Below are 15,815 nucleotides of genomic sequence, written 5' to 3' on the forward strand. Positions count from 1 at the left end.
GCGATCTCCTCAGGATACATATCAGTATGGATGAAGATCTCTGAAAGTGAATGGGACTTTTTTCCGGGATACTTACAGCCTCACCGCTGTTTAATCAGTTTTCCGGAGCGTTGGGAATGACCTGTGCCGGGGGCGGTGTGCCGCTGATGCCGTATTTTCTCAGCACATTGGATGGCCTCGCCTGGCACTCGGGATGCGCCGGATGCTGATGGCCGGTCAGGCAGAGCCGCATGTGGCAGATCAGAAAATCGCGCTGGAAGAATCTGATCGCCGCCTGGCCTTTCTCGACCGCGAAGTGCAGGCACTGAAAAACGAAATGGAGATCCGCAGAGCCATCAGCAGCAATACCCTGCTGACGGTACTTTCCCGTCAGGCTGAACGGGATGTGACGCACGGACTGCGTCAGCCGGTACATCAGAATGACGGCGCACTGCACCGGCTGAATCATAAGGCGGAGCCATGAGCAAAATAACCATACTGCAACTGATCAGAGTGGCAGTCACCGTGAGTGGCGTCAGTACGCTGATATATCTGACGGCAGGTTATGAGTCCGCACTGAATCACGAAATCACGGCGTTCAGCCTGCCGTTGCTGCTCTGGCGGATGATGCTGTACAGCGCGGCAGGGATTTTCTGGTGTTACCGCCTCCGGCCGCGTCTCCGGTTGGCCTGCCCGGTACGCAGGATACGCCGCACTGAATGCCTGATGATCTGCCTGGTGATATCGGGCGAGCTCAGCGGCCTGCTGCGGAGGCTGTGATGACGGCAGACAGCTACCTTGAGCTTGTGCTGGTCTTTATGGGCTGGCTGATGAACAACGCGCTGTGGAATGTTATCACAGCCACGGGGCTGTTCACGCTGCCGCTGATTTTCCGTATCGCGGGGATCTGGCTGGCACTGCGTGAAACCGGAGAGGACGAGGACGCGAAAGGGTTTGCCGCGCTGGCACGTACCGAGCACGTACTGTATCTCTCCTTTGTGGTGATGGTATTCTGTGCCGTCCCGGTATGGGATACGGATCTGTCGGCAATGTATTTTGACCGTACCCGCTCGCAGCAGTGCGGTGTGAATGTTCCGGCACCGGATGAGTCCGGATTCGGGCCGCTTATCACCGAACTGAACGGGCAGACGGCGAAAGTGCCGCTGTGGTGGTATCTGGTACATGCATTGTCAAAAGGCGTGACACACGCGGCGGTCGCCTCGGTTCCCTGCGGCAGTGATTTCCGGCAGGTACGCTTTGAGGTGCAGCACACGACGCTGGCTGATCCGCTGATCCTTCAGGAAGTACAGGAATTTGCAGCACAGTGCTATGCGAAAGCATATTACCGCCTGAAACACAGTCGCAACGGGCTGACCGCAGAGGAAGCAGAGGCTGTTAACTGGATTGGTTCGGATTGGTTTCTCAGCACACCCGGCTATTACGACTATTACACTTCCGCATCCCCGCGCTCTGCATGGCCGTACAGCGAGGCGCGGGACAGCGGTTTTCCGGGTACCGGACAGGGCGGTTACCCCTCCTGCAAAGCCTGGTGGAGTGATAAGGGCTACGGACTGCGGGACCGGCTGCTGAGCAGTTATGACAAACGGGCGCTGAATGCGGCGAAATCCCGTTTTCCGGATACATGGGAAGAAACGCTGCTGCGCTGGCTGGTCAGCCCGCAGAATACAACGCTGTCCGGCAGCGGCACCACCTATATGACCGGACACCAGACGGGGCACGGCACCGGTATCGACACCGGCATCAAACAGGCACTCAGTAGCCTGGGAACACTGGCCGCGCAGGCGACACAGCTTCCGGCGTTTGATGCACTGCGTCAGGCGCTGCCGTTTGTTCACGCAATCCTGCTGATGGCGCTGGTTGTCAGCATCCCGCCGGTGATGCTGTTCGGTGCTTATGAGCCCAAAGTGGTGATCACACTGACTTTCGCGCTGTTTTCCCTGATCTTTGTGCCGTTCTGGTGGGAGCTGGGCGGCTGGCTGGATGACCGGCTGCTTCAGTTGCTGTACACCGGACATAAAGGCTACACCGGCAGTTTCAGTCTCTGGCTGGCCAGTACCGGATCAGACGGCTGGGTTATGAATCTGGTGCTCGGCGCGATGTATATCGCGCTGCCGCTGTTCTGGTTTGGTGCAATGAGCTGGTGCGGGGTAAGCCTCGGGCATGCGTTTTCATCCGCGATGTCAGCCGGGCCGAAAGGCGCACAACAGGCCGGAGCACAGGGAACTGGCGTTGCAATGTCAGCCGTCAGAATGGCGGCAGGAAGAAAATAACAACATCACGGAGGCACAGGTAAATGACCGCCTCCGTAATGCGGGCAGAAACAGAAAATGCAGTTCAGGCTGCGTTTTCGCACGATGTCACACCGTTGTCACTGACAACACGCCAATGCTTCAGCGATTTGCAGGAAGCGCCTTCGGGTAATCGCAGCCGTTATCAGGGCTTTTCAGGTGTTCGGCGGCAGGTGCAGCACAGCGTCACTTGGGTAACTGCATCTGCAGTACCAAGTGACGCTGCGCGAAAGACCCGCACCTGCGCTGATATGTATGGCCTCAGCGCTGTACTGACCCTCTGACACACACGCAGTCGCGGTGGTCAGAGGCGGAAAAGAAAATAATCACAACGCCGTAAGGCATCACCCACAGGAGAAAAATAAGTTCAGAACGACAGTCTGGTATCGATGGCGATACCGGTGAAAACCGGTATACGGGGGGAATCTGACACCGTCAGGACGGCATCTGCCGCGAACGGCTCTGCGAGCCGGGGCACCCCGCAATAACTCAGCACACCTTCACCCCGGTGCGCAGATATCAACTGAAGCACAGAATGTGCGGATTAACCGTGTCGCCGGGGCTGACATACCTATCAGTTAATTTTCTGATTTCACTGTATTAATATATAAGTATTAGTGACGTATTCTGTCATTTTCCTGTTTACACTGAATAAGACTGTAAAATGTTCTGATGTTCATATTTACGACACATTATCTTTTTTTAACTATTCGTGCGTTTTTTCACTTCCCCGCATCCGGTCTCTTCCGATAAAATTTCACTTACTGCAATACCGCATCCGCTTTCCGGCAATACTCCGCGCCGTTATTTAGTTATGAGAAATATGAAAAACAGAGTGACCAACCGCATCTTACCCGGCGCGGTGTGTATTTTTATGACCGGCTCTGTCTTCAGTGCACCCGGTGATCAGCAGTTTATCCATCAGCAACAGCAGCAGGATGCACTGGAAGAACAATTTGGTGCCAGGGCACCGGATGTCCGTCTGGCCGCACCGGTGGCTCCGGCCGGTAAGCTTGCGTTTCCTCAGGAAACCCCCTGCTTTGATATTCAGCAGGTGACGGTCAGCGGGACGGAATCTCTGCCGCACTGGCTGCCGTTACAGCGCATGGCCAGTGAGGGCACGGGGCGGTGTCTTGGTGTACAGGGCATTAACCTGCTGATGTCCAATATGCAGAACCGTCTGATCAGCCACGGCTGGGTCACCACCCGGGTGCTGGCGCCGCAGCAGGATCTGACGCAGGGCACTCTGTCGCTGGTTGTGGTGCCGGGCCGGGTGCGTCAGGTTCGCTTCACGGATGATTCTGACAAATACGCGACACTTTACACTGCCATGCCTGCCCGTGAGGGCAATGTGCTGGATTTGCGGGATATTGAGCAGGGACTGGAAAACTTACAGCGCCTGCCGACCGTGGAAGCCTCGATGGAGCTGGTGCCCGGGGAGGAACCCGGTGAAAGTGATATCGTTATCACCCGCAAACAGAAAAAAATGTGGCGGCTCAATGCCTGGGTGGATAATACCGGCACCAGCAGTACCGGGAAAAATCAGGGCGGGCTGATGTTCGCACTGGATAATCCGTCCTCTCTCAGTGACCTGTTTTACGTGACCGCGACCCGCGACCTGCTGTTTACCGGCGGGAAAGAATCCGCCAACTACAGTGCCCATTACTCTGTGCCGCTCGGTTACTGGCAGCTGGCCCTGACCGGCAGCAAATACAATTATGTGCAGACCGTGGCGCTGCTTAACGGCGACGCGCGTTACAAAGGCCGCAGTGAAACCCTCAACGCGCAGCTCAGCAATGTGCTGTACCGCGACGCAACCGCCAAAACCACGCTGAACTACGGTGTGAATCTGCGTCAGACCCGCAACTATATTCAGGAAACTGAAATTGAGAACCAGAAACGCCGCACCAGCACCTGGAAAATCGGGCTGGATCACCGGCAGTACATCGGGACATCGGTTCTGGATGCGGGTGTCAGTTATCAGCGCGGGACCCGCTGGTTCGGCGCGATGCCGGCCTGGGAGGAGTACCGTCCCGCCGGCAGCGACGATTACGCCACGGCACTCTCCCGTATCTTACAGTTCTCCGCCTCTCTGACGGTGCCGTTTACGCTGGGTGAACAGCAGTTTCAGTATCAGGGCGAATACCTGCGCCAGCTCAGCGGCACGCCGCTGACCCCGCAGGATCAGTTTTCCATCGGCAACCGCTGGAGCGTCCGTGGTTTTGACGGTGAACGGACACTGAGCAGTGATGACGGCTGGTATTTCCGCAATACCCTCTCCTGGAACACGCCGCTGCCGCAGCAGCAACTGTATATCGGTGCGGACTACGGCCGTGTCGACGGTCATAACCGCGACTGGCTGATCGGCCGGACACTCGCGGGTGGTGTGCTCGGCCTGCGCGGGGCGCTGAGCCCGGCGGGACTGTCGTATGACTTCTCTGTCGGCACGCCGTTCGCGAAACCGGACGGATTCAAAACTGACAATGCTGTCTTCAATTTTAATGTGAGCTGGCAGTACTGATGCCCGCTGCACGGATGATTACCCGATTTTCAGGGAACTGAGATTATGAATAAACACTGTTACCGGATTATTTTTAACAAAGCCCGTCAGATGATGATGGTGGTGTCAGAGCTGGCAAAAAATCACAGCAGCGATAAATCCCGCTCACAGACCGGGGAGGGTATGACCTCACTGACGGCGGTGATTTCCCCGCTGCGGCTCGGTCTGATGCTGCTGCTCGGCTGGGTTGCGCTGCCGGTAATGGCGGACGGTATTGTCGCGGACGGTTCAGCGCAGGGCAATCAGCAGCCGACCGTGATCTCCTCTGCCAACGGCACGCCGCAGGTTAATATTCAGGCACCGAACAGCGATGGTGTCTCCCGTAACCAGTACAGTCAGTTTGATGTGGACAGCAAAGGTGCGATCCTCAATAACAGCGCGGTCAACACACAGACACAGTTGGGCGGTATGGTCACCGCCAACCCGTGGGTGGCAAAGGGTGAGGCAAAAATTATCCTCAATGAGGTCAACAGCGCCAACCGGAGTCAGCTTAACGGTTTTATCGAAGTGGCCGGGAAACGGGCGGATGTGATTATTGCTAACCCGGCGGGGATCACCTGTAACGGCTGCGGTTTTATCAATGCCGGACAGACCACCATGGCCGCGGCACAGGCATTGCTGGAGCAGGGCCGTGTCAAAGGATTTGATGTCGATAAAGGGCAGATAGCCATTACCGGCAAAGGCATGAATGATGCGCAGAGCAACTACACGCGGCTGATAGGCCGTGCGGTGGAAGTTAACGCCAAACTGCATGCACAGGATCTGACCATCACCACCGGACGCAATATCACTGACGTACAGGGCAATGTGGTGACACAAAAAGCGGCTGATGGCACTACGCCGGCCTTTGCGCTGGATGTGGCGGCGGTCGGCGGTATGTATGGCAATAAAATTAAACTGGTCGGCACCGAACACGGCGTCGGTGTGCGCAATGCGGGTACTATCGGGGCACAGGTCGGGGAACTGAGTCTGTCCGTTGACGGCAAATTACAGAACAGCGGTATTATTACCGCAGCAACGGACGTGAAAGCGACACTGACTGATAATATCACCAATACCGGTACAGTCAGTGCCGGGCGGGATATTCAGCTCAGCACCGCCGGGGATACGGATAACCAAAAACAGATCCTGGCGGGACGCAATATCACCTCAGACAGCCGGGCGCTGAACAATGCCGCAGGTGCCGTGATGGCGGCCGGGGCGGATAAAAACGGGCGGCTGACACAGACCGGCGATATGACCCTGACAGCTGCGAAATCAGCGACCCTTAACGGACAGCAGCTGGCGCATGACCGCATGGCGGTCACGGCAGCCAATATCTCACTGGAAAACAGCCGCACGGCAGCGAAAGACATGGTGCTGACCTCCGCCTCCGGACTGAACCTGAAAAACGCGGACGTTTCCGCCTCCGGCACGCTGACCGCAGTTGCGCCGGACGGTATTGATAACCGCAGCGGCAAACTGACCGCCGGTGCACTGCAACTGACTGCCCGCAAACTGGATAACACGCAGGGGCAGATAATTCAGACCGGTACAGATGATCTGAAACTGGACCACAAAGACGGGATCATCAATAAAGACGGCACGATCGCCGCCAACAGCAACACTATCACGCTGAATGCAGACAGTATCAACAACCAAAAAGGCCGCATTCAGCATGCCGGAACCGGCACGATCAGCATCACCACGCCGGACTTCACCGGACAACACGGTGTGATTGTCTCCAACGGTCATCTGATGATGAAAGGCGGCAACTATCAGCTGGATAACAGTGAAACCTCTGCCCGCACGATCACCGGCGAGATGAACTCCCTGTCTCACCGCGACGGCAAAATGGTGCAGCGCGACAGCGGTGCACTGACACTGGCGGTACAGCACGCCCTCGATAATACTCAGGGGGTGATTGCCGGACAACATCTGACCCTCAGCGCAGAGTCACTGAACAACCAGCGCGGAAAACTTCAGGGCAGCGCTGAGGCTCAACTGACTGTCACCGGAAAAACGGATAACCGCGAAGGGGAGCTGCGTGGCGGCAAACAGCTGACATTATCTGCCCGTGAACTGGATAACACGCGGGGCACGGTTGCCGGACATGAAAACGCGGCGCTGACCACCAATACCCTTACCAATACCGGCGGCACACTGATTGCCGGTCAGAACCTGACGGTCACCAGCGGCAGCCTCAGCGGTGACGGTGATGTGTTATCGTCAGGGGATATGTCGCTGACACTGAATGACACCTTCACCAACCGGAAAAATGTGCAGGCTAACGGCAGCCTGACCATGACTGTGAATAACGGTGTTCAGAATGAAGCCCTGATTCAGGGCGGCAACGCCGTCACGATTGATACCGCCGATCTGACCAATAACCGCGATGCGGAAATCAGTGCGGATAACACCACACTGACGGTTAAAAATACCCTCATCAACACCGGACTGATTGACGGCGTCAATACCCGCATCAGCACCAACACGCTGGACAATACTGCCACCGGGCGGATCTACGGTGACGATATCGCACTTCAGGCAGATATCATCAGTAATACCGCTGCCGCAGACAAATCCCGCTCGGCGGTGATTGCCGCCCGCAACAGCCTGAATATCGGCGCCAAAACGCTGAACAACACCGGACAGAGCCTGATTTACAGTCAGGGGCTGCTCAATATCGGCCGCCGCCTGGATGCGGACTACCGCGCCACCGGCAGTGCTGACCTGTTTAATAACCTCGGCTCCACCCTGGAATCGCAGGGGGATATGACGCTGAATATCCGGGAAATCAATAATATCAATACCAACCTGGTCACCCGGGTTGAAATCACCGGCAAACAGAAAATTCATGAGGGCGTGCTGAAAGGTCAGACGCAGCGCTTTAACTGGAAAGATATCGATACCAGCCGCAAAAATAAGTACGGCGTCCATACCGCGGTGATGCCGGACGGAACCCGTAATGACGAGTTTTATGAATATAACTACACCCGGACGATTGAGGATACGCAGGTTGTAACCACTGAACCGGGCGTGATTCAGTCCGGTGCGGATCTGACGATTAACAGTGACAAACTGCTGAACAAAGACAGTCGTGTCCTGGCGGGTGGACTGCTGACAACCACGATTGGTGATTTGCAGAATATTGCCACCAAAGGGGTGCATATCGTCACGGATATCGGGAAACAGACCCGCTGGTACGCGAAAAAGAAAAAACGGAAAATCGGCGGCACCAAAACCTCGCAGGGCCGGGATAACAGCCGTTACCGTCCCGCACCGGTGATCACCGACACTGACCTCGGCGTGCATAAATGGGAAATGAATGCACAGACCGACATTCAGGCGGTGGATACCTCCGGGCGCACATCCCCGGCGATCATTGATGTACCGGTGATCGGAGAAACCGGCGGCACCACAGCAGACACCGTGGTCCGCACCGGTAATGACACGATAACGCTGCCAAACAACAGCCTGTTCAATGTCAGACCGGGCAGCGACAGCCGGTATCTGGTGGAAACCGACCCGCGTTTTACCAACCGTAAAAAATGGCTGGGCACCGATTATATGCAGCAGGCGCTGCTCAGCGATCACAGTCAGATGCACAAACGCCTTGGTGACGGTTATTACGAGCAGAAGCTTATCACTGACCAGATAGTGACACTCTCCGGGCAGCGTTATCTCGGCGACTACCGCAACGACGAAGAACAATTCAAAGCGCTGATGGATAACGGCATCACCTTCGGCAAAAAATATAACCTGACCCCGGGTGTGGCGCTGACCGCAGAGCAGATGGTGCTGCTGACCGGCGACATGGTGTGGCTGGTTGAGAAAACCATCACCCTGGCGGACGGCAGCACCGAGAAAGTGCTGGTACCGCAGGTTTATGCCCGTGTGAAACCGGGGGATTTAACCGGTGACGGCGCACTGCTGGCCGGTAAGAGCACCCAATTTACCGTGAACGGGCAACTGGTGAACAGCGGCTCTATCCTCAGTAAAGATGCCCTGACGGTCAATGCCGGGGATATTCTCAATCAGGGAACAATAAGTGGTAATGATGTGCTGCTTAACGCACAGCGTGACCTGAATAACCTTGGCGGTACGCTGACTGGCGGCAATTCCCTGACGGCGAATGCGGAGACTATCCGCAGTGAAAGTACGCTGGCAGGGGATGCGGATAACCGTCACCTCAACCGCATCGCGGGCATTTATGTGCAGGGGGATAACGGCAAACTCACTCTGAACGCGAAAGATTCGGTCACGCTGACCGCGACCGACATTGCCGCCACCGGCAAAGACAGCAAAACCACCATTACCGCCGGGAATGACATCACGCTGGGAACGGTGACCACCACCCGGACTGAAAACGGCGACTGGGGTAACGATAACTACCGTCACCTCACCACACAGACGGAAGTTGGTTCACAACTGCACGGCGGGGATATCTCCCTGAACGCCGGACGGGATATGAACGCCACCGCCGCAACGGTTGATGCCGAAAATGCCCTGGCGGTCAGTGCCGGGCGCGATATTAACATTCAGTCCGGCAAAGACGTTTCTGACCTGACTGAGCACAGTAAACAGACCAGCAAAGGGCTTCTGTCGTCCTCATCGCTGGAAACCCACGACGAAGTCCACCGGACTGATGCCGTCAGCAGTCAGTTCGGCGGCGATACCGTCACCCTGAAAGCCGGTCATAACCTCACCGTTGAGGGCAGTCAGGTGATTGCGGATAACAACCTGACCGCCACGGCCGGGAACAACATCACGGTCACCACCACGGCTGAAGCCCGTGAGGAAACGCATCTGCGCGAGGAGAAAAAATCCGGCCTGATGAGCTCCGGCGGTATCGGTTTTACCGTCGGCAAACAGGAAATGAAGCAGACCACCGACAGCGACAGCCGTTACGGCAAAGGCAGCACGCTGGGCAGCACAGAAGGGAATGTCACTCTGACTGCCGGGGAAAACCTCACCATTCACGGCAGTGATGTGGTGGCGAAAAAAGATATCAGCCTTACCGGCCAGTCCGTTGCGGTCACCGCGGCGGAAAACACACACACCGAACTGACCAAAACCGAACAGAAACAGAGCGGGCTGACGCTCTCCCTGAGCGGCACGGTCGGCAGTGCCATGAACACGGCGGTACAGTCTGCACAGGATGCGAAAGACACGGATGATGACCGGCTGAAAGCCCTGAAAGGCACGCAGGCATTATTGTCCGGCTATCAGGGCAAACAGGCGTGGGACATGAGTAATGCGGCTTCAGATAAAGCCGATGCGATTAATGGCGCAGGCGGCGGTGCTGAGAAACAGGATGATGTTATCGGTATTCAGCTCTCCTACGGCAGCCAGTCCTCCAAATCTGAAATCCGCAGAGACCAGACCGAAGCACAGGGCGGGTCACTCGGTGCGGGACGCGATATCCGCATCACGGCCAACGGCGATAAAACCCGGGACAAAGGCGATATCATCATTCAGGGCAGTGATGTGAAAGCCGGACGTGATGTTGTGCTGGATGCGACCCGTGACATCAGCCTGATGTCTGCGGAAGAGATGCAGAAAACCGACGGGAAGAACAGCAGCAAAGGCGGCAACGTCGGCGTGGGTATTACTGTCGGACAGGGCGGCTGGGGCATTAAATTCTCCGCCGGTGTCAATGCCGGGAAAGGGAGTGAGAAAGGCGACGGTCTCACTCACCGGGAAACCGTGATGGATGCAGGACGTCAGGTCACGCTGAAATCCGGACAGGACACGACCCTTAAAGGGGCGCAGGTCAGCGGTGAACAGATTACGGTGGATGCGGGACGCAACCTGACGCTGCAGAGTGAGCAGGACAGCGATAATTACGACAGCAAACAGCAGAATGTCAGCGCGGGCGCGAGCTTCACCTACGGATCGATGAGCGGCTCAGCGAGTGTGAACGTCAGTCGTGACAAGATGCACAGCACCTATGACTCCGTGAAGGAGCAGACCGGGCTGTTTGCCGGTAAAGGCGGTTATGACATCACGGTCGGTAAGCACACACAACTGGACGGTGCGGTGATTGCCTCGGCGGCAGACAAGGATAAAAATAAACTCGACACCGGCACGCTGGGCTTTAATGATATTGAAAATAAAGCCGAATATAACGTAGAGCACCAGAGTGCGGGCTTCAGTTCCGGCGGCATGACCGGCTCCGGCGGGTTCGGCGGGGCGGGCAGCCAGTTGGTCTCCAATCTGACCGCGAACACCCTGGTGGGCGTCAACGGCAGCGGCAAAGAGAGCAACACCACCCATGCGGCGGTCTCTGAGGGTAAATGGATAATCCGTGATACTGAAAACCAGAAGCAGGACGTAGCGGACCTGAGCCGTGATACCGATAATGCGCACACCGCACTGAATCAGATATTTGATAAAGAGAAAGAGCAGAAGCGCTTACAGCAGGCACAGGCGATAGCGGACATCGGCACACAGGTACTGGATATCTATGATACCAATGCCAAAATTGACGCAATGCGGGAAGCCACGGAGAAGCTGAAGTCAGACAGCAGCACATCACAGATAGCGAAAAATGCGGAAACCGAACTCAGTAAGCGTCGTAAAAACGGTGATACAACAACCGGTTATGACGACATTCTGAAAAGTGAAGCGGATAAGTACTATAATCAGCTTGTCAGTGATGCCCTGACCGCTAAAAATCAGCAGGTCGGCGGCACGGAACGGCGTGCGGTGACGGCGGTGGTTGCGGCATTCCAGGGCCTGGCCGGCGGTGATATCAAAGCCGCGATTGCCAACGGTGCGGCACCGTACCTGGCAGAACAGGTGAAAGCGCTCACTTATCAGGGTAAAACCTATGAACAACTGACGCCGGAAGAAAAAGCGGCTAATCTGGCGGCACACGCGCTGCTCGGCGGTGTACTGGCGGAAATGAACGGCGGCAGTGCGACCGGCGGCGCTGCGGGTGCTCTGACCGGCGAACTGGCGGCCCCGGTTATCGCGGAACTGCTCTTTAACAAAAAAGTGAGTGACCTGAACGCGGACGAAAAAGCCCAGCTCAGCCAGCTCTCCACCCTGGCAGGCGGGCTTGCGGGCGGCATTGTCTCAGACTCTGTTGCAGGCGGCATCAGTGGTTCACAGACCGCGAAGAATGCGGTTGAGAATAACTTATTATCACCAGAGAAAGAAGATCGCCGGTTTAAAGCGCTTGAAGCCCAGAAGGCCGGAGAAAACTTGCTGAAGGCTTCACAGGATATTTTTTATCTCACAAATGAAGATAAATATAACGATAAGTTAATTGCCGGTTATAAAGCAGGAAAGCTGGATGATGCCGGTAAAGCAGAGCTGGCGCGTTTTCTCAATGAGTACGGAACTCAATTACAGCTTTACAGAGGAATGAGTGAAACGGAGGCATCACAGGTTATTGACTCAATATTGAAACAGGATTCAATCGGCCCGGTTTTAACAAAAGAATATAACGAAGCATACCGATACCTTAATTCGGCTGGAGTTCATTTGTCTCAGGCCGTGATAGGAACTGATGCACTGTTAGCCGGACCCGGCAGAATCAGCCAGTTAATGCGTTTATCATTAGCTGCCGGTGGTTCTTACCAGACAGGAAAGGGGATAGCCCAGGTATCTGATGGTAAATTTGCTGAAGGTGGTACAAATATCGCGCTGGGTTCAGCCGCTATATTCGGCGGATATGTTGGAAATAAAATTACAAGTAAGCCGAACGGAGGAGTGACTACACCGAAGGATGCAATTAATAATGTATCACCAAATAAAACTTCTCAAGAATCTCATTCTTGGGGAGCTATAACTGATAATGAAGCTGCTGGATTTTCATATTATGACAGATATAGGACGGCAGACGGTAAATGGGATTGGCCTGGTAACTTAGGTTTTGCTGAGGATCCAACAAAAGCAATTCTTCAAGTAGGAACTCGTTTAGATAGGTATGGCACTCCTAGTGGGTCATTCCTTGCCCCCAAAGGAACGCCCTATGAGCAACGAGCATTGGCGCCTGGGGCTAGGGCAGAAAAATACTATGAATATGAAGTTATTAAGCCGTTGCCGGTAATACAAGGAAAAATAGCCCCTGCATTTGGCGAGCCTGGTGGTGGAATTCAAATTTTACCAAATATGCAAGAGCGAGTTAATGTTCAGTGGTTAATAGATAATAAATATATTAAAGAGGTTAAAACCAGTGCTATTAACAGTAAATGAGATACAGGATAAGGTAAATTTATTAGGTTCAATAATTAATATTCCTAGTAAAGACTTACACATATATCCTTCTCCCCTGGGGGATGGAACACCTCATATAGCGATAGAGGGGGATAGCTATAATTATGTTTACTCTGAAAGAGGTATTGAGTTTTGCAGACGCACAACATCATCATTAGATAAATTACTTTATTGGATAATGTTTGATTTTATTCATGAAATTGCGGTGCGTTATGAGCTGAAGAATAGAGTTCCATATCAGGATGGGCGAAGAATTATTTTTCCGATGATTATTGATCTAATGGCGAAAATAAACCCTGAATGGGGAATAAGAGTAAAAAATGAAATAAATAATACACTGCAAAGCAGTCCTTATGATGATACAACGTATTAAAAAATTTATTTTTTTAGGAAAAATAATCCTCCGTATCATATAGGGCTATCTCTTACCTACCCTGCGTCTCAGCCAGCCGGATAATCAACTGTCCGGCTTGACGAGTGAGGGGAAAGTGACTATCCACTTCAAACCCGATCTCATTCAGCCATTTGCCTCTGATGGTGAGTTGCGGGGAGGTGTCCACTTCCCCTTAACAGCGGCAACGACACCACACTGAAAGGCGCACAGGCACAGGGTGAAAAAGTTATCGTCAATGCCGGCGGCAACCTGACACTGCAGAGTGAGCAGGCGGTTGATAACTACGACTCGAAACAAACCAGTCTCAGTGCCGGGGGAAGCATCGGTCTGAGCAGCGGTTCACTGAATATTTCGGCAAACCGCGATAAGATGCACAGTGAATACGAATCAGTACAGAACCAGACGGGTATTTTTGCCGGAAAAGAGGGCTTTGAGGTTACGGTCGGCAAACACACACAGCTTGACGGCGCGGTGATTGCCTCGGCGGCGGACAAAGACAAAAACACCCTCGACACCGGTACGCTGGGCTTTAACAATCTGGAAAACAAAGCGGAATATCAGGTGGAGCACCAGGGCGGCGGCCTGGGCACCGGCGGTGATCTCGGTGCTCAGGTGATTTCCAACCTGGGCAATGCGCTGGCCGTGGCGGATAACAAAAAAGAGAGCAGCAGCAACACCACTCATGCGGCGGTCTCGGACGGCAAATGGATTATCCGCGACACGGAAAACCAGAAACAGGACGTGGCAGACCTGAGCCGTGACACGGACAACGCCCACTCAGCGCTGAATAAGATATTTGATAAAGAGAAAGAGCAGAACCGGGTGAAAGAGCAGCAACTGCTCGGTGAAATTGGTGTTCAGGTGATAGATATTGCCCGGACACATGCCAAAGCCAATGCGATCAGGGACGTAAAAGAGCAGTTTGGCCGGACACCAGTGACAGATGATGAGCGGAAAAAGGCGGTTGCCGCGTTAAAAGAACAGGACAAAAACACCGTACCGGACGAAAAAGCCATCACGGATTACATTTTTAACGACCGGGTTGAACAGCATCTGACAGAGTCAGGCTTCGGTACCGGCGGCAAGTACACCCGCGCCATGCAGGCCGCCACCGCAGCGGTACAGGGTCTGATGAACGGTGACCTGAATGCGGCACTGGCCAACGGCGCGGCACCCTTTATTGCCAGTGAGATCAAAGACCTGATTCCGGGAGAGGGCACAGATTCACAACTGGCCCGGGTAGTGGCGCACGGTATCGCCAACGCAGCGCTGGCACTGGCCAAAGGTGAAAATGCTGCCGCACAGGCCACCGGCGCAATGACCGGCGAAGCGGTTGGTATTCTGGCCGAATATATCTACAAAAAACAGCCGGGCGAACTGACTGAACAGGAAAAAGAGAATATCAGCGCCTGGGCTACCCTGGCCTCCGGCCTCGCCGGTGGTCTGGTGGGCGGTGACACGCAGAGTGCGGCGAATTCGGCGCAGGCCGGGAAGACTACGGTTGAGAATAATTTTTTAAGTCCGGATGAGCGGGATATAATTGACAAAGCACTTGAAGATCAAAAGGCAGGCAAAAACCTAAAAGAAGCGTCACAAAATATTATTTATTTATCAGATAAAGATGCTTATACCGACAGATTAGTTACTCTCTATAACAAGGGAGAACTCGATAAAAAAGGTCAGGTAGAATTAGCTGAGTACCTTGATGCGGTTGGAATACAGCTACAGTTAAGAGGTGTGAGTGAAAGCGATGCTAAAATACTGATAGAAAATATCTTAAATTATCCGGGGGGATATAAGGATACGCGCTCAGCCTACTATGAAGCATTAGGACACCTTAGTGCCGAAGAAAGGCATGCATGGCAGGCTGCAATAGGTACAGATGTTTTGTTAGCCGGTCTGGGGAGAACCAGCCAATTAATGCGGCTGGCCTTGATTCCCGGTGGTCTGAATCAGATAGAAAAAGGAATTGATCAGGTTGCTGATGGTGAGTGGGCTGAGGGAAGTATCAATATTGGTCTAGGTGGATTGATTGTATCCGGCAACTATCTGGGGCATAAAGTTACGGCTGGTAAGCCGAATGGTGGAATTATTTCTCCTGAAAACCATGTATGGCAAACAGAGTCAATCGGTAATTTAATCACTAAATCTGAGGGTTCATTAACTGGACATGTTACAAAAATCACACCACAAATGACAAAGGAGAATATTCGTTCACTCAATCGTGAAAATGAGAGTGCTCAAATTTTATCTAAATCAGGTTTCCATGTGGAACAAAATCCAGTTATTTTGTAGTGGTCAACTAAAATTGGCCACGGTTTTAGAGTTTTTCCGGTATTGGTTTTCTGATTCGTTTGGTGGTAAT

The 15,815-nt window shown here is 53.9% G+C and carries 9 protein-coding genes and 1 pseudogene; 8 read left to right on the forward strand and 2 right to left on the reverse strand.

Annotated features, from left to right (window positions below; translation table 11 throughout):
- Window positions 1–184: 184 nt before the first annotated feature.
- The 7 genes and pseudogenes from AB7038_RS17955 to AB7038_RS17985 form a co-directional block, all read left to right on the forward strand.
- Window positions 185–463, forward strand: a pseudogene (locus AB7038_RS17955) (integrating conjugative element protein); the annotation flags it as partial.
- On the forward strand, window positions 460–759 hold the full coding sequence (locus AB7038_RS17960; protein ID WP_369453736.1) for a hypothetical protein: 300 nt from the start codon (window positions 460–462) through the stop codon (window positions 757–759). The pseudogene AB7038_RS17955 and the gene AB7038_RS17960, both read left to right, overlap by 4 nt.
- Entirely contained in the window at window positions 759–2,270 is a 1,512-nt protein-coding gene (locus AB7038_RS17965) for a conjugal transfer protein TraG N-terminal domain-containing protein (protein ID WP_369453737.1), read from the forward strand. Before AB7038_RS17960 ends, AB7038_RS17965 begins: the two co-directional genes overlap by 1 nt.
- A 23-nt stretch (window positions 2,271–2,293) precedes the next feature.
- Entirely contained in the window at window positions 2,294–2,572 is a 279-nt protein-coding gene (locus AB7038_RS17970; protein WP_369453738.1) for a hypothetical protein, read from the forward strand.
- A gap of 590 nt (window positions 2,573–3,162) precedes the next feature.
- Window positions 3,163–4,809 (forward strand): ShlB/FhaC/HecB family hemolysin secretion/activation protein, encoded by a 1,647-nt coding sequence (locus tag AB7038_RS17975; protein WP_369453744.1) that lies wholly within the window; start codon window positions 3,163–3,165, stop codon window positions 4,807–4,809.
- Window positions 4,810–4,854: 45 nt separating this feature from the next.
- Entirely contained in the window at window positions 4,855–13,035 is an 8,181-nt protein-coding gene (locus AB7038_RS17980; RefSeq protein ID WP_369453739.1) for a hemagglutinin repeat-containing protein, read from the forward strand.
- Entirely contained in the window at window positions 13,016–13,429 is a 414-nt protein-coding gene (locus AB7038_RS17985) for an Imm63 family immunity protein (protein WP_369453740.1), read from the forward strand. The genes AB7038_RS17980 and AB7038_RS17985 overlap by 20 nt, the downstream gene beginning before the upstream one ends.
- A gap of 52 nt (window positions 13,430–13,481) precedes the next feature.
- Here the strand turns inward: AB7038_RS17985 and AB7038_RS17990 are convergent, their stop codons facing one another.
- Window positions 13,482–13,616, reverse strand: a complete 135-nt coding sequence (locus AB7038_RS17990; RefSeq protein WP_369453741.1) for a SymE family type I addiction module toxin — start codon at window positions 13,614–13,616, stop codon at window positions 13,482–13,484.
- Window positions 13,617–13,837: 221 nt separating this feature from the next.
- Window positions 13,838–14,020 carry a hypothetical protein gene (locus AB7038_RS18000; protein ID WP_369453742.1) on the reverse strand — a complete coding sequence of 61 codons (183 nt, stop codon included), beginning with the start codon at window positions 14,018–14,020 and terminating at the stop codon, window positions 13,838–13,840.
- On the opposite strand from AB7038_RS18000, the gene AB7038_RS18005 reads away from it, so the two are divergent.
- A complete protein-coding gene (locus AB7038_RS18005; protein WP_369453743.1) occupies window positions 14,012–15,745 on the forward strand; it encodes a VENN motif pre-toxin domain-containing protein in 1,734 nt (577 codons plus the stop codon). The two genes, AB7038_RS18000 and AB7038_RS18005, sit on opposite strands and share 9 nt — an antisense overlap.
- The last annotated feature ends 70 nt before the right edge of the window (window positions 15,746–15,815 follow it).

The sequence above is a fragment of the Morganella morganii genome, assembly GCF_041099235.1.
In the GTDB taxonomy this organism is placed as follows: Bacteria; Pseudomonadota; Gammaproteobacteria; order Enterobacterales; family Enterobacteriaceae; genus Morganella; species Morganella morganii_E.